The sequence below is a fragment of the Agrobacterium sp. LMR679 genome (genome assembly GCF_027157905.1).
Lineage (GTDB): Bacteria > Pseudomonadota > Alphaproteobacteria > Rhizobiales > Rhizobiaceae > Agrobacterium > Agrobacterium leguminum.
The window spans coordinates 415,403-442,237 of the sequence record NZ_JAPVOJ010000001.1; the positions used below are offsets into that span (position 1 = coordinate 415,403).

At 61.3% G+C, this 26,835-nt stretch carries 18 protein-coding genes and 2 pseudogenes; 14 read left to right on the forward strand and 6 right to left on the reverse strand.

Annotated elements, in window-relative coordinates; translation table 11 throughout:
• From tssI to tssH, 5 genes and pseudogenes are all read right to left on the reverse strand, one after another.
• Positions 1-2,363: pseudogene (gene tssI / locus O3W47_RS01895) on the reverse strand (type VI secretion system tip protein TssI/VgrG).
• Between the two features lie 13 nt (positions 2,364-2,376).
• On the reverse strand, positions 2,377-2,877 hold the full coding sequence (locus O3W47_RS01900; protein ID WP_262532213.1) for a type VI secretion system amidase effector protein Tae4: 501 nt from the start codon (positions 2,875-2,877) through the stop codon (positions 2,377-2,379).
• An 11-nt stretch (positions 2,878-2,888) separates the two neighbouring features.
• Positions 2,889-3,278 carry a Rap1a/Tai family immunity protein gene (locus tag O3W47_RS01905; protein WP_059761069.1) on the reverse strand — a complete coding sequence of 130 codons (390 nt, stop codon included), beginning with the start codon at positions 3,276-3,278 and terminating at the stop codon, positions 2,889-2,891.
• Between the two features lie 109 nt (positions 3,279-3,387).
• Entirely contained in the window at positions 3,388-3,864 is a 477-nt protein-coding gene (locus O3W47_RS01910) for an Hcp family type VI secretion system effector (protein ID WP_003504561.1), read from the reverse strand.
• Between the two features lie 57 nt (positions 3,865-3,921).
• Positions 3,922-6,576 carry a type VI secretion system ATPase TssH gene (gene tssH, locus O3W47_RS01915; RefSeq protein ID WP_269312812.1) on the reverse strand — a complete coding sequence of 885 codons (2,655 nt, stop codon included), beginning with the start codon at positions 6,574-6,576 and terminating at the stop codon, positions 3,922-3,924.
• Positions 6,577-6,796: 220 nt separating this feature from the next.
• On the opposite strand from tssH, the gene tssA reads away from it, so the two are divergent.
• From tssA to O3W47_RS01990, 14 genes and pseudogenes are all read left to right on the forward strand, one after another.
• The gene (tssA, locus tag O3W47_RS01920; RefSeq protein ID WP_269312813.1) at positions 6,797-7,852 is read left to right on the forward strand and encodes a type VI secretion system protein TssA; all 1,056 of its coding nucleotides are present in this window, start codon (positions 6,797-6,799) and stop codon (positions 7,850-7,852) included.
• Positions 7,853-7,919: 67 nt separating this feature from the next.
• Entirely contained in the window at positions 7,920-8,429 is a 510-nt protein-coding gene (tssB, locus tag O3W47_RS01925) for a type VI secretion system contractile sheath small subunit (RefSeq protein WP_035263819.1), read from the forward strand.
• Between the two features lie 98 nt (positions 8,430-8,527).
• Positions 8,528-10,008 (forward strand): annotated as a pseudogene (gene tssC / locus O3W47_RS25265) (type VI secretion system contractile sheath large subunit).
• Between the two features lie 55 nt (positions 10,009-10,063).
• Positions 10,064-11,458 (forward strand): type VI secretion system contractile sheath large subunit, encoded by a 1,395-nt coding sequence (gene tssC / locus O3W47_RS01940; protein ID WP_137454331.1) that lies wholly within the window; start codon positions 10,064-10,066, stop codon positions 11,456-11,458.
• Complete coding sequence (locus O3W47_RS01945; RefSeq protein ID WP_137454332.1) at positions 11,455-12,279, forward strand: type VI secretion system accessory protein TagJ; 825 nt, start codon at positions 11,455-11,457, stop codon at positions 12,277-12,279. The genes tssC (O3W47_RS01940) and O3W47_RS01945 overlap by 4 nt, the downstream gene beginning before the upstream one ends.
• The gene (gene tssE, locus O3W47_RS01950; RefSeq protein WP_080821059.1) at positions 12,272-12,781 is read left to right on the forward strand and encodes a type VI secretion system baseplate subunit TssE; all 510 of its coding nucleotides are present in this window, start codon (positions 12,272-12,274) and stop codon (positions 12,779-12,781) included. Before O3W47_RS01945 ends, tssE begins: the two co-directional genes overlap by 8 nt.
• Complete coding sequence (gene tssF, locus O3W47_RS01955) at positions 12,774-14,555, forward strand: type VI secretion system baseplate subunit TssF (RefSeq protein WP_135398341.1); 1,782 nt, start codon at positions 12,774-12,776, stop codon at positions 14,553-14,555. Before tssE ends, tssF begins: the two co-directional genes overlap by 8 nt.
• A gap of 9 nt (positions 14,556-14,564) precedes the next feature.
• A complete protein-coding gene (gene tssG / locus O3W47_RS01960) occupies positions 14,565-15,569 on the forward strand; it encodes a type VI secretion system baseplate subunit TssG (protein ID WP_269312816.1) in 1,005 nt (334 codons plus the stop codon).
• Between the two features lie 4 nt (positions 15,570-15,573).
• Positions 15,574-16,779 carry a type VI secretion system-associated FHA domain protein gene (locus O3W47_RS01965; RefSeq protein ID WP_331283541.1) on the forward strand — a complete coding sequence of 402 codons (1,206 nt, stop codon included), beginning with the start codon at positions 15,574-15,576 and terminating at the stop codon, positions 16,777-16,779.
• A complete protein-coding gene (gene tssK / locus O3W47_RS01970; RefSeq protein WP_269312818.1) occupies positions 16,769-18,109 on the forward strand; it encodes a type VI secretion system baseplate subunit TssK in 1,341 nt (446 codons plus the stop codon). The genes O3W47_RS01965 and tssK overlap by 11 nt, the downstream gene beginning before the upstream one ends.
• On the forward strand, positions 18,106-19,608 hold the full coding sequence (gene tssL, locus O3W47_RS01975) for a type VI secretion system protein TssL, long form (protein ID WP_269312819.1): 1,503 nt from the start codon (positions 18,106-18,108) through the stop codon (positions 19,606-19,608). Before tssK ends, tssL begins: the two co-directional genes overlap by 4 nt.
• Positions 19,605-23,084 (forward strand): type VI secretion system membrane subunit TssM, encoded by a 3,480-nt coding sequence (gene tssM / locus O3W47_RS01980; RefSeq protein ID WP_269312820.1) that lies wholly within the window; start codon positions 19,605-19,607, stop codon positions 23,082-23,084. The genes tssL and tssM overlap by 4 nt, the downstream gene beginning before the upstream one ends.
• An 82-nt stretch (positions 23,085-23,166) precedes the next feature.
• Positions 23,167-24,573, forward strand: a complete 1,407-nt coding sequence (gene tagF / locus O3W47_RS01985; protein ID WP_269312821.1) for a type VI secretion system-associated protein TagF — start codon at positions 23,167-23,169, stop codon at positions 24,571-24,573.
• Positions 24,560-25,465: a protein kinase domain-containing protein gene (locus O3W47_RS01990; protein ID WP_269312822.1), complete on the forward strand. Its 906-nt coding sequence runs from the start codon at positions 24,560-24,562 to the stop codon at positions 25,463-25,465. Before tagF ends, O3W47_RS01990 begins: the two co-directional genes overlap by 14 nt.
• A gap of 11 nt (positions 25,466-25,476) precedes the next feature.
• Here the strand turns inward: O3W47_RS01990 and O3W47_RS01995 are convergent, their stop codons facing one another.
• Positions 25,477-26,613 (reverse strand): polysaccharide biosynthesis/export family protein, encoded by a 1,137-nt coding sequence (locus O3W47_RS01995; protein WP_080820383.1) that lies wholly within the window; start codon positions 26,611-26,613, stop codon positions 25,477-25,479.
• Between the last annotated feature and the right edge of the window lie 222 nt (positions 26,614-26,835).

Genomic DNA, 26,835 nt, shown 5'->3' on the forward strand with positions numbered 1-26,835 from the left:
CTACTTCTTCGAGCAGTCTTCAGCAAAAGGCTTGTTCGTGCTTTTGCCGGCACTGCCACGCTTGAAGTTCACAGCGTTTGCTTTGACCTCGAACTTGGTTGCCTTGATAAACACCCCGTTTTTGTTGATCTCGATAACGCCGCCCGGCGCGGCAAGCACTATCTTATCGCTGACGATCACCGTGTGATTTTCAGTTTGCGTGAAAATGGCTTTGCCAACGTTTATTTCGTAACGCTCTCCAACGGTTGTCTTCTTTGTCTTTCCGACGCTTTCCAGCGACGTCTGGCCGACATTCGTAACCTTGCTCACCCCGATCTGTTCTGCCCGCGCCACCCCGACGCTGTCGGATTTGAACGTGCTGACGATCGTGTTCATGATACCCGGCAGCGGGAATAACCCCGAAGCATCGGAACCGACGCCCGAGCCGGAGCCGGCAAGCGCCGTACCCGCATCCGCACGCGGGCTCGGGCCGGAAACCACGCCCTCACGCGAGGAAAGACCGCCTGCGCCGAGGAAGCCGAGGGCGGATGAGGCGAGCGTAGTGGCGAAGGCCGCAACGCCCGGGCCACCGCCGCCGGCGATCTGGGCGGCCTGCGAAAGCAGCCCCGCCGTCTGCCCGGAGAGCGCCTGCACGCCGGCCATGGCCATCATCGCCATCGGCCCCGTGCCGCCGACGACGGTGTTTACCGAGCCGCCGATCTCGTGTTTCTGGTTGCCGGAAACTTCCACCGCGCGGTTGCCGCCAACCGAGGCGACCTCATGCCGGTCGATGCGCTTGGTCCGGTCATTCAATACCCGCGTCGTCTGGTCCTTCTGGGCGTGGAAGAACTGGTTCTCCTTGCCGGCCTCATCCTCGAAAGTGATTTCGTTGAAACCGTCACCCTTGTGGCTGTTGGAACGCAGCACCATGCGGGTCTTGTTGGCCGGCAGGTCATAGGGCACGGAATTGGCCGGATTGTTGACCACGCCAATGACCAGCGGCTTGTCCGGGTCGCCATCGACAAAAGCGACCATCACTTCCATGCCGATGCGCGGAATGACCTGCGCACCCCATGTGCCGCCGCCCCATGCCTGGCTGACCCGCACCCAGCACGTATCCGTGCCATCCTTCTTCGCCTTGCGGTCCCACGGGAACCACAGCTTGATGCGGCCATATTGGTCAGGATGGATTTCCTCGCCCTCGGGGCCGGCGACGATCGCCACCTGCGTGCCTTCGATGCGCGGGCGTTTTGTCGACCGGTGCGGCGTCAGCGGCACACGGGCGGGGATCGCCTCGAAGTGATTGCGATATTCGGGCTCGTTGCCATTGGTCTCATAGGAGAGGTCGACGATGCTGTGGCTTGCCCTGATGATCACATGTTCTTCATAGGCGTGTTCGGGATGGGCAACCTCGTAAGGCGTGAAGCGGCGGCCGGCCTCCAGAATGCGCGCGGTCGACGAACCGAAAACCCGGTCGTGATCGGCTTCGATGGACTGGGTGCGCAGTTTCTGCGCCCGCTCGGCCTCTTCCACCGTCTTGATGCGGGCCGGATATTCGTAAAGCTCGCGCTTCGTCGCATCCGGCATCTGCACCAGCGACGGGGTCATCGTGCCCGGCACCATGCCCGGCGTCTCGAAATTCCAGTCGGCACCCGCACGCTGGCCCGAGACATAGGAAAAACGCCGCGCCCAGTCGGTGATGTGGTTGCGATCCGACGACCCCTGCGCCAGGCGCACCGTCCCCTCCCCTGGGCGGCCGGCGACGGCCTGAGCCAACCGCTGGCGCTGTCGGCCACATGCAGCTTGTGGGAACCGTCCTCATGGCTGAACCAGTAGAACAGGCCGTCCTCTTCAAAGCGGCGCAAAAGATAGTCGAGGTCCGTCTCGTTAAACTGGACGCTGTAGTGCTGTGCAGGCGGCGGCGAGATGATGCCTGACGTATCGGGAGCGGGAATGCCGTGTTCGGAAAACAGCGTCTCAACGATCTCGACCGCCGTCTTGTCCATCCAGATGCGGCAATCCGACCGGCGCGACAGAAGCCACATTTGCGGGCGGATCGTCAGCGCATAAGAGCGCATGCCGCGTGTGATCGGCGGGCCCTCATGCAGCTCCGTCACCAGGCCGTTGAAGGGGCGGCGAACACCGCCGCCATCGCCCTCGCCCTGGCTGATTTCGATGGAGATATCGACCAGCCGTCCGATCAGTTCCTCGGGCTTGACCGCTTCCTTCTTGGCCCGCACCGTCAGGCGAATGTCGAAGAGCTGCGATACGCCCTCCTCGACGGACAGGCGCTCCGGCAGAAGCTGATCTTCGCCGAGTGGCGAAGACACCTTCAGAACGCGGCTCGCCTGAACGAAATCAGAAAACGAAGGCTGGTCGTTCATGGGATACTCCTAATCAGGACCCGCGGCTGGACTGCAGGGGCCAGAACCAGATCGTTTCCGAATTGTAGTAGCAGGCCGAAGCACATTGGGTGGCTTCCGAGCCGCCCCGCACAAGATCGATGTGACCGCCGCCGGTGTAGCCGGGGATATTGTTGAACGCCACGACACCGTTGCGGGCGCCGATGCCGTTGCGCGCCGTCGCGGGGGTGAAAGGTTCGGGTTCGCCAAGATAGCTCGTCCGCTTCATCAGGCTGGCAAGGCGGCGCATGTTCACCTCTATGCCCTTACCGGCATAGGCGCCCTTCTGGATGCGGTGCGAGGCGGGCACGATGTTGATGCCCGACTTCACGAAAGCGATGCTGACGCGGATGGCGCAGGTATTGTGATAGTTCGGATTGCCGATGAAATCGTCCCAGCCGATTTCCGTGAACAGATCACGCTGGCTGAGATAGTTCGGATGCGACGGGTCGCTGCTCGGATAATTCTTATAGAGAGTGTCAAAGTTAACGCGCATGGTTCGTCCCACTAGTTACTTTTCTGCTCACAGGGAAAGGAGACCTTGAGCGCCTCCCGCACGAGAGTGGCTGCCTGTTCATCCAGTTTTTCCGCAGGAAGATCGCCGAGATAGGTGTAGATCCGGTCGGTGAGTTCATGGGGCGCCACGGCACCCGCACCGCACCAGTCCGATCCGCTTGTCAGATCGGCCACACCGGCGATATAGGCGCTCGATTTTGCGACGGAAACCAGCCGCCGCATTTCCGGATCAGACACTTCCGGGGCAAGTTTGCCCTCGATGGCCTGCTTGAGTTCGGCACCGGAGAATATCCATGTCCGTTCCTCGGCACCCGCCGGCGAAAGACCGGACAGAGCCAGAACAACCGGCACGGAAACAAAAAACGCATATAGGGAGCGCATGAAAAACCCGCCTCGTCCAACGTGGATGAGAAACATCACGACGTGAGCTGCAAAACTGCAATGAAAACGTTCCGGTGCCGGCAAATACCGGCACCGGGTCGCGTCGCTATCAAGCGGCCTTCGTCGTCGCCAGATCGTAAGAGGCGATCATCGGAGACTGCGGCGAGTTGTTGTCGTCGAACGGCGTGTACTTCACTTCCATCTTGGTGAAGTTGAGCTTGATGGTTTCCACCGGACGGTCACCGCTGGAATCCACCGAGTAGCTGGCGATGAGTGTGTTCGTCAGCAGATACTCGATATAGGTGTTGCCCGGATTGCCCGTGGTCACCAGATGGATGGTTGCAAGCTTGCCAGTGCGGCCGGCGCAGGCTTCCTGGAAAAGCTTGGTGGAAGAAGAATCGCTAACCTTGGTCAGAATGACTTCCGAAATGGTCGGTTCGGATGCTTCGCGGTTTGCAGCAGAACCGGCAGACGTGTTCATGTTGCGCGCTACGTTCCAGTGAATGGCTTCGATGTCCATCCACTTGCGGTGTTCCTCATGCGTGGCGTCGCCCTGGATACCGTCAATCTGCAGATAAATTGGCATGCTGTAAGCTCCTGTAGCTGAAATGACCTCTTGCTTCGAGGCCGCGTTACCCTTCGTTTAATGCCGCATGCGTCGGGTAGCCCCATCCGACGCGGCAACTTCATCCACCCCACCCTCTTCGGGCGCGGCGAATTCATCTGTTTCCCCAGCCGCTTCGGCACGAATGCCGAACCTGTTTTCACCAAAATCGACAACGATCTTGCCCACGCGTTCTCCCGCGATGACTTTTTCGAGGAAAAAGCTGGAAAGAGGCGGCAGGAGATCCTTGCCGATCATGATTTCGATGGCGCGTGCGCCAATTTCACTTGCACCGGCGCGCGCCACCAACGCGTCGCGCGCGGCATCGGAAAGGGTCAGGTCGGCGCCGTATGTTGCGAGAACACGTTCCCTGATCTTGCCGATCTGCATATCCACGATCCTTGCAAGTTCTTCCGCACCGAGCGGCATGAAAGGCAGAATGATCGTGCGCCCGAGGAATGCGGGCTTGAACTGTCTGGTCAGTTCCGGCATCAGCAGCGCTTCCAGCGCCTCGCCTTCCGGCATCGTATCCGGATCGGCGGAAAGCGCGGCCAGCAGCTCTGATCCGGTATTGGCCGTCATGAAGATCGTGGTGTTCTTGAAATCGACATCGCGGCCTTCGCCATCGCGGAGCACGCCCTTGTCGAACACCTGATAGAAAATATCCTGGACGCCGGGATGGGCCTTGTCGATCTCATCGAGAAGGAGAACGCCGAACGGCCGGCGGCGCACCGCTTCCGTCAACACGCCGCCTTCGCCGAAACCGACATAACCGGGCGGCGAACCGAGAAGCAGCGAAACCTTATGCTCCTCCTTGAACTCCGACATGTTGATCGTCGTCAGATGGCTGTTGCCGCCATAGAGCAGGTCGGCCAGCGACAGCGCCGTCTCGGTCTTTCCCGTTCCGGACATGCCGACGAGGAAGAACACGGCAGGCGGGCGGCGTGGATCGGACAATCCGGCACGGGCGGTGCGCATCGCATCGGCAATGCGGCCGATTGCAGCATCCTGCCCCACGACCCGCTGCCGCATGCGCGCATCCAATGTGCGCGCGCTTTCGATCTGGTCGGCCAGAAGCTTACCGAGCGGAATTCCGGTCCAGCGCGATACGACGGATGCGATCGCTTCACGATCGACCACCGTCGGCACGAGTCTTTCGGCATTTGCCGGTTTGGTCTCAGCCGCAGGCCGCAGGCGCGACACATTCGACGCGCCGGTTTCAACGGGCTGCTCTTCGCCGAGTTCAGCCATTTCCGCATCGTAACGGTCGCGCAGATCGTCGATCCCGCTCTCCAGCTTCTCGACTTCGTCGCGTATCGACTGGATACGGCCCTGCATCTCGTCATCCTGCGGTTCACGCAGAAGCCAGTTCAATTCATCGGTCAGAAGACGCCGCTCGCTTTCCATGGCGCGCAGCCGTTCCGGCAGGGTCTGCCGCGCCAGCGAAACGGCGGCCGCGGCCGTATCGAGAAGGCTGACGGCCTTGTCCGGCAATTGCCGCGCCGGCATGTAACGCGCCGATAATTGCACCGCCGCCACAATCGCCTCGTCACGAACGATAACGTTATGATGGCTGACAAAGCTATCGGCGACACCGCGCAACATGCGGATCGCAGTCGTCTCATCCGGCTCGCGCACATGCACGGGCTGGAAACGACGCGTCAGCGCCGCATCCTTTTCGAAATATTTCTTGTATTCGCTCCAGGTCGTGGCCGCGACGGTGCGCACTTCGCCCCGCGCGAGAGCGGGCTTGAGAATATTGGCCGCATCGCCCTGTCCGGCCGCACCGCCTGCGCCGACAAGCCCGTGCGCCTCGTCGATGAACAGGATGACCGGCTCGGCCGAGCGTTTTACGGCATCGATCACGCCATGAAGACGGCGCTCGAACTCGCCCTTCACGCCGGCGCCAGCCTGCAGCAGCGAAATATCGAGGTTCAGCAGGCGGACGTTGCGCAATTTTTCCGGCACATTCCCGGAAGCGATTTCCAGCGCCAGCGCTTCGGCGACCGCCGTTTTACCGACACCGGCCTCACCCACCAGAATGGGATTGTTCTGACGACGGCGCGTAAGAATATCAACGAGTTGGCGCAGTTCATCATCGCGCCCGATCACCGGATCGACCTTGCCGTTCCGGGCGTCGGCGGTCATGTCCTGGGTGTAAAGGCGCAGAAAATCGTTCTGGCCGGCGGCCGCCGCGGCACCCGTCGTCGCGGAAGGAACCGCTCTTCCACTGCTGTCTTCAACCGAACTGCGAAGGCGTTCGAGAGCCGCGCGATCCATCGCCTTCAGCGACGGAAATGCCGAGCGGACGAAAGAGCGCAGCGAGGTTTCCTCGTCCATCGCCAGAAGCAGGTCGCAAAGCGTCACGCGGTCGCGCCCGGCCTCCAGCGACGCGAGAACCCATGCCTCGCGGCCTGCCGTCAGAATGTTCTGGGAGAGCGACAAGGCCTCTCCATCGCCGATAACGGCTTCTTCCAGGCTGCGGCCGATTTCCGCCTGCAATACCGGAAGTGGAATTTTTAATTCGTCGAATGTTTTCGCATAGATGCCGGCATCTACAACCGCCAGCAGCCAATGCGGGATATCCACGTACCTGTGCCCCATACGCACCGCAACAGAAGCCGCAGCTTCAAGGGTGACGCGCAGGTCAGGCTCAAGCGCTTCAACGAGGCGATTGAGATCGATATGCGACATGCAATGAGCCTCCTGCCCGGGTTCATTCCACAACGTGACGTGGAATAACTATGATGATGAAACCGGGTTGTCCACCCCGAAGTTTATTTTTTATAGGGTTAGATTAGGCAGTAGACGCCACAATTTAGACACATTTTGAATAAGTCTGTCTGAGGAATAGCCTTACGTAAGGGAAGTAACTGCAAAAAATCCATTACTATTTTCTGGGGATAGACTGCTCTTGAACGCGCCGCATGTTAAAAGAGATATAGAATTTTTTGGAGATTGCGGAGAAAACATCCGCATCGATTCAAGAACGCGTGAAATATACTATAGAATTAAGGATGAAAGAAACCAGGCACGCACAGAAGAGCGTGCCGCGTCCCCACAGAATAACTTAAAGATCTCCAGTAGCTGGGACAATGTCAGCAATCTTGGATTGCAGATTATATATTCCGAAAGCAAGGACATAGAAATATTGGCGTGGCTTGCGGAAGCAAGCCTGCGGCTACGCGGCTTTCCTGGACTGCGAGAAATCTATGAGCTTTGTGGCGATCTTTTTTACAACCACTGGGACTCATTGCGCTCCATCAGCGATGATAATGATGAGGAAAAATTTGCACCTTTTGCGGGATTGAACGGCATCGGCACCGAGGGAACGCTTGTGCAGCCGCTTCGGCTTGCGCCGCTGATCCCCGGAGGGAAATTTGGAGAGCACAGCCTCTGGGATTTCCAGCTGGCGCAGCGACCCAACGAGAGCAAACGGCGCGAAGAACTGTATCGGCTGGCATCGGAAGCAGGCGTTGCCGCCATGTCTTCCCATCTGGCCGAAGTCAACGCCTGCCTCTCCAGCTTCGACGCCATCATGGCGGTTCTTTCCGAACGCTGCGGCCAGTCCGCACCGCCCAGCTCCAACATCCGCAACACGCTCATCGAAGCTGCTGCGGCCATCCGCACGCTGGGCGGGCGCGAGCAGGAGCCGGCACCGGTCGAGCAGACGGCAGCCGCAATTCCTGGAACGAACGGCAATGGGCAACCGGCGGTACGAACACCCACGACGTCACCGGAAGGCATATCATCACGCGATGAAGCGTTTGAAACTCTTCTCTCGGTTGCGCGTTACTTTCGCCGGACCGAACCGCATTCGCCGATCTCGCTCTCCATCGAAACGCTGGTTCGCAGGGGGCGCATGGATTTTTCCGAACTGCTGGCGGAGCTTCTGCCCGAAGCACAGGCCCGCAATGCAGTTCTGACGGCCGCCGGGATCAAACCCGGCGGAGACAACAACGGAAAATAACGAGGCAAGGGACGGAAACCCCGTCCCCTCACAGTCAGCCATGCCAAGGGGCATCAAGGAGGTTGAAATGGCAAGTGTACACGAAAAGCTGGAACGGGTTCGCAAGCCCCGCGTCCACATCAAATATGAAGTCGAAACCGAAGGCGCGATGGTGGTCAAGGAACTGCCCTTCGTCGTCGGCGTTCTCGGCGATTTCTCGGGCAATCCGACCCAGCCGCTGAAGCCGTTCGGCGAACGCAAATTCGTTCAGATCGACCGCGACAATTTCGATGAGGTGATGCGCCGCATGACGCCTGGCCTCAACATTGCCGTTGCCAACACGCTGCAGAAAGACGGCACGGACATGCAGGTCAACCTGAAGTTCGAAAGCATGGACGATTTCGAACCCGGCGCCGTCGTGCAGCAGGTTCCTGCCCTCAAGGCGCTTCTGGACGCCCGCAACGAGCTGCGCGACCTGCTTTCCAAGGCCGACCGTTCGGAAGATCTGGAACGGATGCTGGAAGATATTCTGCAGAACAAGACCGATCTCGCAACGCTGGTTTCCGAACTCAAGGAAAAGAACGGCGCGAGCAAATAATCGCCTGTGCGGAGGAAAACCTCCCCGAACGGCCCCGATTGCGGGGCTTCAACTGTTCAAGCGGCATTTTTCAAAGCCGCATGTGGAAGGACTGAAACATGAGCGCTGAAAGCCTGCTGAAAAACGAAGCACAGGCAACGACCGCCGAAGATCAGGGACTGCTGTCCAAGGTGGTTGCCGCAACCCGCCAGACCGAACCGGACCGCGCACAAAATCTTCTGCGCACGCTGACAGACCAGGCGCTGAAGGGAACGGTCAAATACGACCGCAACCTCACCGTCACCCTCAACCACGCCATTGCCGAACTGGACCGGACGATTTCCGAACAGCTCGCCGCCATCATGCAGGCGCCGGAATTCGCCAAGCTCGAAGGCACCTGGCGCGGGCTCAACTATCTCGTCAAGAATTCCGAAACGAGCGTCAACCTGAAGATCCGCGTCATGAATGCCGGCAAGCGGGAACTGGCGCGCGATCTGGAAAAGGCCGTGGAATTCGATCAGTCGCGCCTCTTCAAGGCGATCTACGAAGACGAATTCGGCACCCCCGGCGGCGAACCGCTCGGCGCGATCATCGGCGATTACGAATTCGACAATTCCTTCGATGACGTGCAACTGCTGCAGGGCGTTTCGTCGATTGCGGCGGCGGCTTTCGCACCGTTCATCTCGGCGGCAAGCCCGCACATGTTCGGTTTCGAGGACTATCGCGATCTCGCCCGTCCACGCGATCTCGAGAAGATTTTCGACACGGTGGAATATGCCAAGTGGCGCAGCTTCCGCGAAAGCGACGATTCCCGTTTCGTCACGCTCGCTTTGCCGCGTGTTCTGGCGCGCATGCCCTATGGCCCGAAAACCAACCCGATTGACGATTTCGCCTATGACGAAACCAGGGGGCGGTGAATGGCGACCTGCAGCATGACGAATATTGCTGGATGAACGCCGCCTATGTCATGGGAACGAAGCTGACCGACGCTTTTGCAAAAAGCGGCTGGTGCACCGCTATCCGCGGTGCGGAAAATGGCGGCCGCGTGGAAAATCTGCCCATGCATGTCTTCTCCAGCGATGACGGCGATCTCGATCTCAAATGCCCGACCGAAGTGGGCATTACCGACCGCCGCGACGCCGAACTCGGCAAGCTCGGCTTCCTGCCGCTTTGCCACTACAAGAACACGGATTATGCGGTGTTCTTCGGCGCCCAGACCGCGCACAAGCCGAAGCTTTACGACAAGCCGGAAGCCACGGCCAACGCCGCCGTTTCGGCCCGCCTGCCCTATATCATGGCCACGTCCCGCTTCGCGCATTACCTCAAGGTGATGGGCCGCGACAAGATCGGCTCCTTCATGGAGGCGTCCGATTGCGAAGTCTGGCTCAACCGCTGGATCGCCAACTACGTCAACGCCAATGACGAGGCGGGCGAGGAAAGCCGGGCGAAATATCCGCTGCGCGATGCCAAGGTGACCGTGCAGGAAGTGCCGGGCAAACCCGGCGCCTACAATGCGGTCGCATGGATGCGGCCCTGGTTGCAGATGGAAGAACTGACGACCTCGCTGCGCATGGTCGCCCGTATTCCGTCCAAGAACTGAACCCGGACCGGGGTGGTCCGCCACCCCGGCCCCGTTCGTCACCCGGAGCCCGCTCATGGCGCATCAGTCCTTTCCGGACGCCCGCATTTTCGCCGACCAGCTCATCGCCCTCATCGACGATGCGCTGACCGGCCAGGTGAACGCCATTCTCCACCACCCTGATTTTCAGGCGATGGAAGCGAGATGGCGCGGGCTTGCCATGGTCGTTCGCGAGGCTGGCCGCGGCGCAGACGTTAAGGTGAAGCTGCTGAACGCCAGCTGGCGCGATCTTGCCCGCAACACGGAACGCGCCACCGACTTCGACCAGAGCCATCTTTTCGAAGTCGTCTATAATCGTGAATTCGGCATGCCGGGCGGCGAGCCGGTCGGCCTGTTGATCGGCGACTACGCCTTTTCCCCCGATGATCTTGAGGGCGCCGATTCCATCACAACGCTGTCGCAGATCGGCATGGTGGCTGCGGCCGCCTTCTGCCCCTTCGTCGCGGCGGCAGCACCTTCCGCCGTCGGCCTGCAGGACTTCGCCGAACTCAGCCGGGTTCACGACTTTTCCTCGCTGAAGCAGGATAAATCGCGGCTGCGGTGGAATGCGCTGCGCGCACGCGACGATTCCCGCTTCGTCGGCCTTGTCGCGCCGCGCGTTTTGCTGCGCTCGCCCTACAGGCCCTATGCGCGGGGGCGCGATGACGGATTTCCATTCCGCGAGCATGTGGCGGAAAGCGGCGAGACCCTGCTGTGGGGCAATGCCGCCTTCGCCTTTGCCACGGTGGTGGTGCGCAATTTTGTCGATTCCGGCTGGTTTGCGGATCTGCGCGGTGTGACGCAGGATGCCGTGGATGGCGGCATGCTCTCTTCCCGGCAATTGCCGCCGCTCGATCTCGGCATCGAAAGCAACGGCCTTTCCGCGCAGCCGCCCGTCGAGGTGCAGCTGACGACCGGACAGGAACAGCAGTTTTCCGATCTCGGCATCGTGCCCCTCTCCACCACCTATCTCTCCGGCATGGCCATCTTCAACGCCAACCAGTCCCTGCATGCACCCGGCCATTATTCCAGCGAAGCGGCAAGACAGAACGCCCGCCTCGCGGCCATGCTGCAATATGTGCTGTGCGCCTCCCGGTTCTCGCATTACCTCAAGGTCATCATGCGCGACGATATCGGCCAGCTGAGCGATGCCTCGACGATAGAGCGCAAGCTGGAAGGCTGGCTTTCCTCCTACACGCTCGGCAATGACGATGCGGAAGCTGCGCTGCGCACGCGCTACCCGCTGCGCTCCGCCGGGATCAATGTCTTCGAAGTTCCCGGCAAGCCCGGAACATTCTCCTGCACCGTGCGCCTCCAGCCGCATTTCCAGCTCGATGACGTCTCCACGAGCTTCCACCTCATTGCCGAAACCATGATGCCGCCCGCCGCCGCATCCCGGTCTCCGGCCGAGCCGCAAAGGATACCCGCATGACGCTGCGCGACGATATTTCCCGCCTTCTCGACGATGACCGGCTGCAGGACGCGATCGATCTTGCGCGCGAACACGTCAAAACGAAGCCAACCGACAAGGATGGACGCCATTTCTACATCGACCTGCTGGTCCTTGCCGGCGACTATGAGAAGGCCGATGCGCAATGCAATCTGGCCGCAACATTCTCGCCGCAGGAAAGCGTCGGCTTTTCTCTCTTTCGCCATCAGCTGCGCGCCATGGCCGCACGCAATGCGTGGTTCGAAACCGGCGCGGTGCCGGATTTCCCCGGCGGTCCGTCCGAACTCGATCAGCTGGCCATCCGGGCGAATATCGCTGCACGCAGCGGCGATGCGGATGCCGCCAGAACCGCACTGGCTGAACTCGATGAAAAACGCGGCAATGTAGCAATCGGCCATAATGGCAAGAGCGCCGGCGATATTCGCGATCTGGACGACCGGATTCCGCATGCGCTGGAGGTGCTGACCAATGGCGGCCGCTACCTCTGGATCGATTACGGTCGCATAGAAAGCCTCGCCATCGACCCGATGAGCCGCCCGCGCGACCTCGCTTTTCGCGGGGCTGAGCTAACGTTGCGCGACGGCGCGGTCGCATCCGTGCTGCTTCCGGCCATTTATCACGGTGCGAAGGACGATGTCGGCCTCCTCCTCGGCCGGGAAACCCGATGGAGCGAGGAAGACCAGCCTCTGGCAACCGGGCAAGGCCAGCGCTGCCTGCTGATTGGCGACGATGTGGTGCCGTTCCACGAGATCGGCTCCCTTTCCGCCGCCTCCGACGATGAAAGGCAGATCGCCCGTGGTTGATCCGCTCGAGCAATATCGCGCGCGGCAGAGAACGCTGTCGCGCTCCGTTCTGGACCGGCTGCTCGATGACGCGCCGGATGCGGAAACGGATATGCTCGTCAGCCTGAAGGATCAGGCACGCGAGATGCGCGAGGTGATCCGCCGCGATCTCGAGGCATTGCTCAATACCCGCCGTAACCCCGCCGGCCCGCCGGCGGCGCTGAAGGAACTTTCCGATGCGCTGGTGAGCTATGGCGTGGACGGCATTCTTTCGGCCAATCTGGTGACGGATGCCTCCAAGGCGCGGCTCGCACGCAGCATCGAGCGGCGGATTTCCCTGTTCGAAACCCGCCTTGGCGATGTGCATGTGACGATCCTGAAAAACCGCACGGATGGTGACCGGGCGCTTCGCATGCGCATACAGGCAAGCTTCCGGCTTCAGGAAGGCATGCCGCCGATCAGCTTTGAATCCCGGATCGATCCGTCCACACAGCGTTTTCTGGTGGAGGCGACGAATGGCTGACGGCTTCCTCGAAAAATACAATGACGAACTCTTCGCGCTCCGAAAACGCGCTTCGCGTTTTGCGGCGGCGTTTCCGAAGATCGCCGGCAGGCTGCGCATGACGGGCGATGTCGCCGACGATCCGCATGTTGAGCGGCTGATCCAGAGCTTCGCCTATTCCGCCGCCCGTGTGCGCCAGAAGCTGGACGACGAGTTTCCGGAACTCTCGGACAGCCTCTTGGAAACGCTCTACCCGCATTATCTTGCGCCGATCCCGTCCATGAGCGTGGTTCAGTTCACCCCTAGCACGGCGCTCGCAACCGTGCAGACGCTTCCCCGGCACAGCGAAATCCTCGCCGAGCCGGTGGGCGGTGAAAGCTGCCGTTTTCGCACCACGCAGGCGGTGGAGATCGCGCCGCTGCAAATCGCAGCCGCAACGCTTTCCGGCCAGCCGATAGACGCGCCTTTTTCGGCCTCGTTTACCGGCGCCGCCAGTTGCCTGCGGCTTTCGCTGCGCAGCACGGCGCCGCGCGGCGGCACTTTCCCGGAAATGGGCCTGACGAAACTTCAGATTTTTCTGTCCGCCGCCTGGCAGCAGGCCACGGCGCTTTACGAGCTTTTGACCAATCATTGCGTTGGCATGGCGCTTGCGCGGCATGCCGAGGACAAGGAAGCCGTTTTCCTGCCCGCCGGCAATCTCACGCCATCCGGCTATACGCGCGATCAGGCCATGCTGCCCTATCCGGCCAACAGCTTTGACGGATACCGGCTTCTCACCGAATTCTTCGCGCTGCCGCAGAAATTTCTCTTTCTCGATATCGACGGGCTGCACAAATGGAGCGGCGGCGACTGCGAACTTTACATCTATCTGGATGCGGCGGACACGCAGCTTGAGCGCATGGTATCGGTCCGGGATTTCGTGCTGAACGCCTCGCCGGTCATCAACCTGTTCAAGCAAAGCTGCGAACCGCTCAGCCTCGATGGCACGCGCACGGAATACCGCCTGCTGCCGGATGCGCGGCGGCAGCGGACCCGCGAAATCTATGCCGTCGAAAACGTTCAACTGACCAGCCGTTCCGGGCAGACGGAAAAGACCTCCCCGTTCTTCGGCCGCACCCAGCGCAACAACGGTGCAAACGTTTTCTGGCAGATACAGCGCCGTTTCGATGACGACGGTTCTTCCGATACGGACATCGCCTTCGTGGATCAGAAGCGCGGACCGCTGGGACCGCTCGACATGGTGGCAAGCATCGATACGCTGTGCATCAATCGCGAGCTGCCAAGCCAGCTTCCCTTTGGCGGCGGCCACCCCTTCCTGCAGCTTTCGACCGGTAACGAGGCTATAAAATCCATCCATGCGCTGATGCCGCCGACGGCGGCGATCCGCGTCAACGAGCGCTCGGCGCGTGAATGGCGGCTGATCTCGCATCTCCTCCTCAACCATCTCTCGCTCACCGACAGCGGCGGCGCACCGCTGAAGGACATTCTGTCGCTCTATTCCTTCAGGGACAGCCCGGAAACCCGGCAGCTGGTGGAGGCGATCAGCAATGTCGAGGCGCAGAATTCCCATGCCCGGATCGGCTCGGCCATGGTGCCGGGAACGGATATCACCGTGGAGTTCGACCCCGCGCTGATAGCGCGACCGGCCGCATTTGTTTTCGCCAATGTCCTCAATCATTTCTTCGGGCTCTACACCTCGATCAACAGTTTCACACGGCTGACGGCGACGATGCGCGGCCACTCCAAACCGATTGCCCGCTGGCCTGCCCGCGCGGCCGACCGGCCGCTGCTCTAGGAGACCGGGATGGAACAGCAGACGCCAACCATGAAAGACCGGCAGGCCGCGCTTCTCAGCGACGATCCCGGCCGTTTTGAGCCCGCCACCGCGTTTCGCGTCGCCCAGCTCGTTTCGGCGGATGACGGGATTGTCGTTGGCGCTCATGGCGGAACACAGCCGACCCCGCTGGCGATCAGCGGTTTCAACCACAAACGCGGCCAGGCCGAACTGAAATCCGCCTTCGCGCCCATTGTCGGGCCGCTCGGTTCGCTGCCGCCGGCCTATGGCGAATTGCTGCAGCGGGAAGAGCGCAATCGCTCCGGCGCGCTGGCGAGCTTCTTCAATCTGTTCGCCGCAAGGTTCAGCGAACTGTTCGTATCCGCGACGGAAAAATACCGCCTTGCAAGGGGATTGCGCTGGTCGGCCGATCAGAGGGAGAACGGTTTTCGCAAAACCCTGCTTGCACTCACCGGGTTCCGCACGGCCGGTCTGGTGGAAAAGGCAGGCGTGAGCGAAGATGCGCTCCTTAGGTTCAGCGGCCTTCTGGCCGGCCGCAACCGCAATGTCTCGGCCCTGACCTCCATGCTTTGTGAATTCACGGGACTTCCGGTGAATGTCGAACAGTTTCGCCGGCGATGGGTGGCTTTGCCGCTTCACGAACAAAGCCAGCTCGGGCAGGCATCCGGGCTGAGGCTCGGACAGAACACGACGGCGGGAAGCGCTGTCGAAGATATGAGCGGTGGTTTCCGGATCGTGATCGGTCCCGTCGCCTACGCGGATTATCTGGCTCTGACGCCCGGATCGAAACGGCTTGCGGAGATATTTTCGCTGACACGCCTGTTCGTCGGAAGCGCCTTGCATTTCGATGTGCAGGTGATCCTGAAAAAGGAGGACATTCCCTTCTGCCGCCTCGGCCAGTCCGATGCCCCCGCCCGCCTCGGCTGGAACAGCTGGGCTCGCGTGGCGCCCGCAGAAAAAGACAGCGCCGATGCTGTGGTGACCGAGCGGGAAGGCTCGGCGATTTCCGCGTGAGGGCATGGATATGAAGCTTGCACTCAAGGACACACGAAATATCGGAGCCGCAAGAGCCAGTCAGTGGAGCTTCGAGCGCGGCCGCCGCGTCATCGGCCGGTCTCGCGATTGCGACTGGCAGATCGACGACAATGAGCGGCGCGTTTCCAAGCAGCACTGCACGCTCAGCCGCGATGGCGAAGGTTTTACGATCCTTGACCAGAGCGCGAACGGCACGCTGGTTGATGGCCGCCTGCTGCTGGAAGGTGAAAGCACGCGTCTGCGCGACGGTTCGCAAATCAACATTGGCGGGCGGGTTTTTCAGGTCGCCATCAGCGGCGATGCCGAGCTGGATTTTTCCGATCCCGACGCTTCCCTGCGCATGAGTGACGAGCCGCTGACCATTTCGGCGATCCTTGCCGACATCGCCCCGAACGGCCGCTCGGCCGGCGGCGTGATGGGCAACACCGCCTCCGCCGACGACTGGTCCGAAACATGGCGCGAAGGCGCGAAGCGGAAGGCGAAATCCATTTCGCGAAATGTCGAGATCGGCTGGAGCGAACCGCCCGCAGCGCGCGGAATAGGCGCCGTTCTGCCTGATAACTGGGACGAGGAGCCGGTTGCAAGCAGCGAGCACGAACATACCGACGCACTGAACACGCCGGTCATGATCTCTCGTCCGGTTTCGGCCTCAGGTAACGAGGATTTCGACAGCGTTTTCCCGGAAGCAGGCGAAGACCTGACCGTGGAGAACGCATCAACTGCTGATGCTTCGACCGCGCAGGGGATCGGCGATCTTCTGACCGCGCTGGAGCAGGAAAGCGCCGATTGTCTGGCCATTCTCGACATTGAAGGCGAGCGCGCCGGTCACGGTTCGTCAGCCTCCCTGAGCGAGCGGGTGGAAACGCTCATCCGCCAGCAGCGGAAGCTCGCCGCCTCTCTTGAAACCCTGATCCACGGCTGCACGCAAAAACTCGAGCCGAGGCTTCTCGAAGCCGCCGTCGATGCCGGTAACGATCTTCGTGCCAAAATCGAGCGCCGCGACTGGCAGGGGCTGATCATGAAGACCGATTACTGGTCCACTTACAAAAAGCAATTTGAGGAAAACGGCCGTCCATTGCCGGTCAGGCAGTTCCTGCAGCGGGCAGCACGCGGTGAGGCCGCGCCCACGCAGGAACCTGACGCGATAACGGCCGATGCAACGGGGGTAAACAACCACGATGAGACATGAGAACCGTGTTGCCTGGAGCGAGGGCATGTTTCTTCGCGTCCAGCATTTTCAGCAATCCGACCGCTGGACCGAACGGCTGGTGCGCAACACCACGCGCAACCTCTCGCCTTACCCGTGGGGCATCGCCGAAATCGGCGTGGACCGCAGCGCGCTGTCGATAGGGCAATTCGCCCTGTCGAACCTGCGCGGCGTACTTCCCGATGGAACGCCCTTCGAGGCGCCGGAGGACTCCGACCTGCCGCCGCCGCTCGATCTCGACGAAAGCGTCAAGAACGCCGTTATCTATCTCGCGCTGCCGGCCCGGCAGCCGGGCAAAGCCGATATGTCTGCCAGCGGCCGCAACGATGCGAACAATGTGCGCTTCACCGCCTCCAGCTATGAGGTCTCCGACACGAATATCGAGACGGATTTCGTGGCCCCCATCGATGTCGGCCGTCTCAGCCTGAAATTCCTGAAAACCGGCGACGATCTTTCCGGTTACGATCTCATCGGTCTTGCAAGGGTCATCGAGGTCCGCTCAGACCGCGCGGTCATTCTGGACCCGGATTTCATCCCTCCGAGCCTGAGCTGCGCGGCGGCGCCCCGCCTCAACGAATTGCTGACGGAGCTTCTGGGGATCGTGCGCCACCGCGCCCAGGCGATTGCCGAACGCATCGGCGATCCGACGATCAGGGGAACGGCGGAAGTGGGCGATTATTTCCTGCTGCAAATCCTCAACCGGGCCGATCCGCTGCTGGCGCATCGCGGCGCCAACGCCACGCGTTTTCATCCCATCCGTTTTTACGAAGACTGCATCCAGCTTGCCGGCGAGCTTGCAACCTTCACCACGGACAAAAAGCGCGCGACGGATTTCCCGCCCTATCGGCACGAGGACTTGAAAGCCACCTTCGGGGCGGTTTTCGACGATCTGCGCACATCGCTGTCAGCGGTTCTGGAACAGGCGGCCGTTGCGATCGAGCTGGTGGAGCGTCGCCACGGCGTCCGCGTCGGCACCATCCACGACCGCACGCTACTGCGCGATGCCGGCTTCGTGCTTGCCGTGCGCGCGGATATGGCCGCCGAGGACATTCGCCGCCGCCTGCCGGCACAGATCAAGGTCGGGCCCGTGGAGCGGATTTCCGAACTGGTCAATGTAGCGCTGCCCGGCATTCCCGTGCGCTCCCTGCCGGTCCTGCCGCGGCAGTTGCCCTACCGGTCCGGCACCGTCTATTTCGAGATCGACACGCAATCACCCCTCTGGAAGCAGCTTGAGACCTCCGGCGCGATTGCCCTGCATCTGGCGGGCGAGTTCCCCGGGCTTGAGATGGAAATGTGGGCGTTACGCGAATGAGCAAGGAAAACCCCTCTTCCTGGCAGGATTTGCCGACGGTGGTCGAAATCACCGAGGAAAGCCGCCGACGCAACCAGAACGCCCGCAACATGGCGGCGATCCTCGAAGACATTGTCGAGACCGACGCCCCGGCCGGGCGACCGAAGGCAGGCGCGGCCGCCATGCCGGTCGATCAGCTGCTCTCCGGTTTCCATTTCGGCGGCGGCGATGTGCCGACGCTCGTGCAATCGGCCGCTCCCCTTCTCAACCTCGCGCATCTCCTGCGCTTCAGCGATGCGGAGCCAGATCCCGATCAGCTTCGCCGCGCCTGCATTGAGGCGATCACCCGCTACGAGCGCGATCTCGCTTCCGCCCGCATCAGCCCCGAGCGGGCAAGGGCGGCGCATTATGTCGTCTGCGCCACGGTGGATGATGTGGTTCTCAGCAAACCCTGGGGCGTGCGGGCAGGCTGGGCGCGCTCCGGCCTTGTCTCCACCTTCCACAACGATGTCACCGGCGGCGACCGGGTTTTCGACATTCTCGACCATTTCCATCAATCGCCAGGCGCCAGCAAGGATCTGCTGCTGCTGATCTATCTGTGCCTGTCGCTGGCTTTCGAAGGGCGCACCCGCGTTTCGCCAAAGGGTGCGCTGGAGCTCTCACGCATCCGCGACAGCCTCTACAAGACGCTGATCGGCCAATACGGCACTTTTGAGCGGGAGCTTTCGCCGCACTGGAAAGGCGTGGAAGCCCGTCATACGCCATTGCGCACGATGGCTGCGCTGTGGACCCTGCTGTCCCTGATGGCGCTTGCCTTCGCGCTTGGTTATCTCTTCTTCACGCTGTCGCTCAACAACGCATCCGATGTCACTTTCGAGAGGCTCGCCCATCTGCCGCCGAACGAGACGCCGAGCGTGCTGATCGCAAGCCCGCCCCAGCCACCGGCGCAGGTCGAAACGCCCAAGGTCGTGGAACCGCCGAAGACGGTGGAGCCACGGCAACCCTCCCGGCTTGAAAAGCTGATGGCCTTCCTTCAGCCGGAAGTCGAAAAGAAGCTGGTCACGCTGGCCGATGTAAACGGCCGGCTGCGCATTCGCATCAACAATTCGGGCCTGTTCTCCACCGGCAGCGCCGATGTCAGCCAGCAGTTCCGCGATCTCATCCAGCGTATCGGCGGCGCGCTTGCGGCTGAGAAATTCCGCGCCGTCGTCATCGGCTATACCGATACCGTGCCGATCAAGACGGTAGAATTTCCGTCCAACTGGCACCTTTCCGAAGCCCGCGCCAAGGCGGTCGGGGACATTCTTTCACAATTCACCGGCCCAGAAGCGATCCTGACGGAAGGCCGTGCCGACAGCGACCCGATCGCCGACAACAAAACGGAGGAAGGCCGCCAGATCAACCGCAGAACGGAAATCATGGTCCTGACCAATCCCGATGAAAAACTGAGCGACGCCGGCATTCTCTCGCCGACCATCCAGAACAGTTCGGGACAGCAGCCGCAAGAGGCACAGCCATGAATCCATTGAGCTATTTTTATACGATCCGATCCTATGTCGAGAGCTATGCCGCTCTCATCGGCCGCCGTTTCCTGTCGCTGTTATGGGTGGCCGCGCTCTGCATCGTCATCTGGTTTTATGGCTATCTGGTCGCGCTGGGCGATTTCAAGCCATTGGGAACGACGCAGGCCCGGCTCATCGCCATCGGCATCGTTCTCGCCATATGGCTGATCTATATCGCCGTCACCATTTATCGCGGCCGCAAGCAGGACAAGGAACTTGTCGACAGTATCGAGCGCGAGGCTCTGGCCAACCGCCAGGCCGAAGTCGGCGAGATCCAGATGCGTCTCAAGGAAGCGCTGGCGCTGCTGCGGCGGGTCACGAAAAAGCGTTTCGGTTATATTTACGACCTTCCCTGGTACGTGATCTTCGGCGCACCCGGCTCCGGCAAGACGACGGCGCTCACCAATTCCGGCCTGCAATTTCCGCTTGGCGATGCGCTCGGCGAAAACGCGGTAAAGGGCATCGGCGGCACACGCAACTGCAACTGGTGGTTCGCCGATGAGGCGATATTGATCGATACCGCCGGCCGTTACACCACGCAGGACGACCTCGATGGCTCATCCAAAGCCGGCTGGGAAGGGTTCCTCGGCCTTCTGAGACGCTATCGCCGCTCGCAGCCGATCAACGGCGCGCTGGTGACATTGTCCATCCCCGATCTTCTCACCCGCGATCCCGAGGAACAGCGACAGGAACTGCGCTCCATCCGCCAGCGGCTTTCGGAACTAGACGAATATCTGCACGCCCGCGTTCCAGTCTATATCGTGCTGACCAAGGCCGATCTGCTGCATGGTTTCGTGGAATTCTTCGACGGTTTCAACAAGACCGACCGCCAGCAGGTGTGGGGCACCACCTTCAAGCTGGATGAGAGCTATACCGCCGAAAACCTGCCGCAACGCCTGACGGAAGAGTTCGAACTGCTGCAACAGCGGGTCGATGCGATGCTGATCGAGCGGCTGCAGCAGGAGCAGAATGCCGAGACGCGCGGGCGCATCTTCCGCTTCCCCGCCGAACTCGCGCGGTTGAAAGACCGGCTCCATGAGGCCCTGACCGAACTTTGCGCACGGTCCCCGCTGATCGAAGCACCGCTTTTGCGTGGCGTTTATCTCGCTTCGGGAACGCAGCCGGAAACGGAAAGGTCTCCCGCAGCGGCCAGAACCCGCCGAAGCTACTTCCTGTCGCGGCTGTTCAAGGATGTCATCTTCCCCGAAGCCGCGCTGGTGATGCGCGACAAGCGCCTTTCCGGCCGGCAATTGCTGGTGCGGCGCATCGCCTATGGTGTTTCGGCCGCAGCAGTCGCCATCGTCTTCACCGGCTGGATTTTCACCTATTTCGCCAATACGCAGGCGCTTGCCGAAGCGGATCGCAAACTTGGCGCTTATGAACAACTCGTTCAGGGCATTCCCGTGCGCGATGTTTCCGACGCCGATTTTCTCCGCATCCTTCCGGCGCTCGACAATCTGCGTGACGTCAATTCCGGCTTTGCCCGCGAGAGAGTGTGGAATGTCAGCTTCGGGCTCGATCAGGAAGACAAGATCGCCGGACGGCAGCGTGACGCCTACCAGCGCGCGCTCAATGCCCTGCTCCTGCCGCGCATGATCGTGCAGTTGCAGAAACAGCTCAAGGATGAAAAGGATGTCACGCGCACCTTCAATTCGCTGAAGCTCTACGGAATGCTCGGCGGCATGGGTGCGCTGGACCCCGATTTCCTGACCGTGCAGACGCACCAGATGTTCGCATCCCTCTATCCCGGCGATGGAAGGGCGGCGGCCAGAGAAGCGCTCGACCGGCATGCGAAAGCGCTCGCGGACGGCGTGCTCGCCCCGATTGAGCTCGACGCACGGCTCATCGCCACCGCCCGTGAAACCATTCGCAACCAGGCTGTCGGCACGCGCGCGTATGATATTCTCGCCGGTCTTCCGCAGGCGCGGGAACTGATGGAATGGACACCAGCCACGGCCTTCGGCCCGCTGGGAGAGCGCGCCTTCGAGCGGCGCAGCAAAGCGCCGATGGCGGAAGGCATCGAAGGTCTTTTCACGGCGGAGGGATATCGCAGCGTCGTCATTCCGCAGGTCGCCCATGCGGCGCGCATCGCGCTTTCCGAAGGGTGGGTACGCGGTTCCGATGATGCCATAAGGGGTGCCACGGTCGAGCAGGTGGCGCAGGCCGCGCTGCAAATCTATTTCGACCGTTTCGAGAAAAAATGGGCCGATACGCTGGCCGACCTTCGGGTCAAACCGTCCCAGACCCTTGGCGACGCGGTGGAAACGACCCGCGCGCTTGCCAATGAGCGCAATATCGTGGTGGAGGCTGCCAGATCGATCGCGGAGGCGACCGATCTGCGCCCCGGGGCAAACCCCGCCGCCCTCGCCTCCGCCGCAGAAGGCGACGCAACCGCGGCCGTTCTGGCCGCCACGGTAAACGCGGCCGATCCCTATGCGAGACTGCGCGACATGCTGGCGGCGAAAGGCGCGGCCACAACGGGCGAGCAGGCCAATGGCGCCAAGGCCGGAGGCTCGCCATCGGAACAGTTGCTCGCGCATTTCAAGATGCTGAACGAGCAGCTTGCCCGCTCGGCAACCACCTCCGACGAAGTCGCCAAGGTGTTCGACGTGGATAGTCAACTCACCAAGGCCAATCAGGATCTGTTGCAGCAGGCCCGTGAATTGCCGGCACCCCTGGATGTGTGGGTGGCGGGCGTGGCGGCGGATGTCGGCTCGCTTGCGGTCAAATCCGCCCGCAGCCGCATTGCCGAACTCTGGGCGGCCGATGCGGCATCGCTGTGCTCTTCCATCGTGACCGGGCGTTATCCTTTCGACAGGTCCTCTTCCCGCGATGTCGCCATCGCGGATTTCACCCGTCTCTTCGGGCCGACCGGGGTTTTCCAGTCCTTCTTCAAACAGCGAATGGAAGCCTTTGTCGACAAGACCACCAACCCCTGGGGCTGGAAAGGCACTTTCGGCGCGGCCGGCATTCCAAGCAGCGCCGTCGCCCAGTTCGAGAATGCCGACAAGATTTCGCGCGCCTTTTTCCCGAATGGCAGCGAGACGCCGGCGGTGTCGATCAATGTCAAACCCGTTTCGCTCACCAACGCTTCCAGCGCGGTGATGCTGGAAATCGAAGGCGAGCGGGTGGTTTATTATCACGGCCCCATTCAGGCGAAATCGATCACCTGGCCGTCGCGTGAAAACACGGCGAGCCTGTCGCGCATCGCCTTCCAGCCGGGCGGCTGGCAGCAGGCGAAAACCGAAAACGGCGACTGGTCGCCATTCCGGCTGTTCGACGGCGCCGATATCGAAAACCAGTCGGGTGATCTGCTGCGGGTGCGATTTGCGAATGGCGCTCAGGCTGCCGAATTCGATATTCAGTTCGGCTCGGTTCTCAACCCGTTCAGGCTGGACGCCATCGCCGGCTTTGCCTGCCCCGCGCAATTTTAGCGGCGGGGCGGCGCACCGTTTTTTTAAGGAGGGGATCTATGATGAAAGCAACGACGAAAAGCACCGCGGTCAATAACGACTGATGGCCAATCAGGCATCGAGGCCCGCGGAAACCGCAGCGGAAAGCGACCGCATCGGCTTCTTCGGCAAGGTCCCCAGCCATGGCGACTTCATTTCCGACGGGCTTGAACGGGAGCTGATCGGGACGTTTGACGACTGGATGCGATCCGGCCTGCACGCCTGTGCAGACCTGTTTTCAGGCCGATGGCCCGAAATATTTACGTCATCGCCGCCCATACGCTTCATCATCGAAAGCGGCATATGGGGAAACTGCGCCTATGCCGGCGTGCTGGTGCCCAGTGCAGACAGGGTGGGACGCAAATATCCGCTTGCCATCATTGCCCAGCTCAATAGCTTCCGGAAACATCCGAGAACACTCTATCTCGACGACACCTGGTTCATGGCCGCCGAGGCGCTGGCCGAAACATCCATGACGGGCGATTTCGACATGTCCCGGTTTAACACCTCCGTTAAAAAACTGCGCCTGCCGAAACCACGGGAAGAGGATGACGCCCCGGAAATGGTGCGCAGCCGCGCGCCGACGAGCCTCTGGTGGCGCATCGATCCCGTCAGCCGCCGCGCCCGCGGTCTCAAATTCGACGGCAAACCGAAAGCTTCCGATTTCCTGCGCATCTTCAGCGACATGGCTGGCAAGGGCGAAGAGAACGGCTCGACACCCGTACAGACGCAGGAAAGTGCGAGACAAAAAACTCCGCCCGTAATGACGCCCGCGCCCGCACCGCCAACGGAACAGCCGTCACCGGTCATCTACAGCTATGCCACGCACCCCGGAACACGGCTCTCCCTGAACGCGGATTCGCTCTTCGTTTCCCAGACCCCTGCCCTCTTCGCCATAGCAGATGGACAGGGCGACACGCACAGCGCCGTGGAAGCCGCACGTCTGGCCACAAATATTCTTGCCGAGACGCCCGATGCCGAAAGCCCCGAGGTGATGGCGCAGCAGATCAGGGGAAAGCTCGGCACCGTCAACAGCCTACTTCTTTCCCGTCAAACCATGGGCGCCGACGGCAGGCCGATGGCAAGCGTCATCATTGCCTCCATTATCGGCCGCAGGTTGAGCGTCCTGTGGTCCGGCGACGCGCGCGCCTATCTCCTGAAAAACGGAACCATGCATCAGCTTTCGCGCGATCACGTCGTTGTCGGCATGAAAAGGCAGCTCTCGCAATGTGTCGGCCTTTCCCAGCAGTTCCGCCCGGACATCGTCGGGGAAGACTGGGGTTCGCAGGACAGGCTGCTCCTGTGCAGCTATCCGCTGGTACAAATCCTGAAGGAGCGGGCCATTGCCGAGATTATCGGCGACACCCCGATCAAGGATTGCGCCAGCGCCCTGATCCAGGAAGCATTGATCGAGGACGCACGCGAGAATGTCAGCGCCATCGTGATTGGAAACCGGCTTGAGCAAGGGTAAACAATCCGGCGACGGGCCTGCCTACCCGCAGGTTGCCGAGCGCTTTTCCGATCTGTGGCAAAGCATTCGCCATGACGGCACGCGGGAAAGGCCTGCCGAAGAACAGAAAGACCTGATCGATCAGGTCAGAAATGCGCTGGATCGGCAAATCTCACATTTTTCCGATGCGAAACCCGGCTGGATCGCCGATAGTTTTGCCCTTGAACGGATTGCCTACGAAAGCGAAAACACACTGCTGCTGCAGGTGCGGCACCGCGATCTCGGCTCCCTTCATGCCCTGAAAACCACACCGCCAGCGTTGAGAAACGACGCGGCGCTGCTGCAAAGATTACGCGAGGAGGCGCAGGTCGGCCTGACGCTACGCCATCCGTGTCTGGTGGAAACATCGGCGCTGCTGAGACTGGCCGATGGCCGGCCGGGCCTGTTGCAGCCATGGTTTTCGCAATCATTGGCGTCGCTTGCATCGCAGCGGCCGGTTACCGCGCCGCAAGCGATTACGATCCTTCGCCGCCTGCTGGAAGGGCTGAGCGCCATGCATGCACGGGGATATGTCCACTGCGATGTCACGCCAGCCAATATTCTACTGGAGGACGGCGATTTCGAAACGGGCAGACTTGGCGATTTCGGCATTGCGCTGGAGATCGGCCAAAAACACGCGGGCCGAGGCATGAGCTTTGCCGCCTCGTGTGAATTTGCAGCACCGGAACGGATGCGGGACGCAACCGCAAGGCCGGATCAGGATATATTCTCCGTGGGGCGGCTTGCCCGGCGGCTTCTTGCTACGGATGAGATGCGAACAACGCAAAGGCTGACGGATTTTGCGGACGCCTGTTGCCGGGACGAACCCGCGTCGCGACCGCAATCGGCGATGGAAGCGCTACAGCTTCTGTAGCGCTTCACTGGTCAGTTGCCGCTGCCGGGAAGCGGTGCTGCCGCCGTCGGCACGCTCTTCTGGAACACGGTCAGGAGCTTGGCCGAATCCACCAGCGGCGCGTTGCTGGCATAGAGCACATCGCCCTTCTGCATCTGGAAGAGCTGCATGAGCGCAATGCTGGAAGCATCGCGCATATTGACGTGATAAATCACCGGCCGCATGGTCGTGGCCGTCGCGACCGGGCCTTTCGCGCCCGATGCAGCTGCCGACGGCACCTGAATGATCTCGTTGCGGAAGACATAGACGTTGCGCGCGTCCGCACGGTCATCCAGCAATCCGCCGGCGCGGCCAACAGCCTGCGCGAGGGTCAGTTTTCCGGCTTCGAACTGGAATTCGCCGGCGCTCTTGAAAGCGCCGAGCGCGGTGTAGCTCGCTGCATCGCCATCGATCATGATCTGATCGTCCGGCGACAGGCGGATATTCTGGCGGTCTTCCCGCATGACGCGGTCAAGCGGCGCGCTCGCCCTGTGCGAGCCGCGAACGACGGTAACCGTGGCAGCGCCCGGAGCAACAGTCGGGCCGCCGGCCTGATTGAGCGCATCGAGCACCCGCTCCTGACGGGCGGTAAGCGTTATTTTTCCGGGGTTTTTCACCGCGCCGCTAAGCATGACGGCGCTTGTCGGCTTGTCGACGACGGTGACGACCGCCTGCGGGTTCACGGCCGATCCCTTGAGCCCGGCAACGACCTGCGATTGCAGCCCCTCAGGCGTCGAATCCACCACCCTCTGTTTGCCGACGAAGGGGATATTCACCGATCCGCTCTGATCCACCGTAAAGCGTCCGAGATTGAGCGTCTTGCTTTGCGTCGGGGAGAAAAGCCCGTCTTCGCCCGTATCCAGCACGGTGATGTCGATCACGTCGCCGCGACGCAATCTCTGGGCGTTGTAACCGGTGTTACGAAGTGCTGTAAGGCCGGGGCCGGAGGCATTCTGCAGGCTTCCGGCGGAAACCGTGGCCGCCGGTGCATTCGCCAGCTCGATGACGGGGATTTTTTCGTTGGTTCGAGGGAAAGTCGCAGATCGGATATTGCCTGCGGTCGGTCCGTCAGATGGCTTTGCACATGCGCTCAAAAGAGCCACCAGCAAAACCGCCCCCAACTTTTTCATCCCTCATCCCCTTGATGATTCAACCTGACGCAGAGATAACATCCAGACACGTCATCGCAACAACTTTAGCGGTTGCAATTTAGCGAAAACTTGTCTTCCAGAGAAAAGGTGTGACCATTCCGCAACCTTTTCGGAACCGCCTGCCGCAAACCCCAACAATGCACCGATGAGAAATCACCAGTCCTCACGGACTGGCGCCGGCCAGCGCCATTCAATGGAACG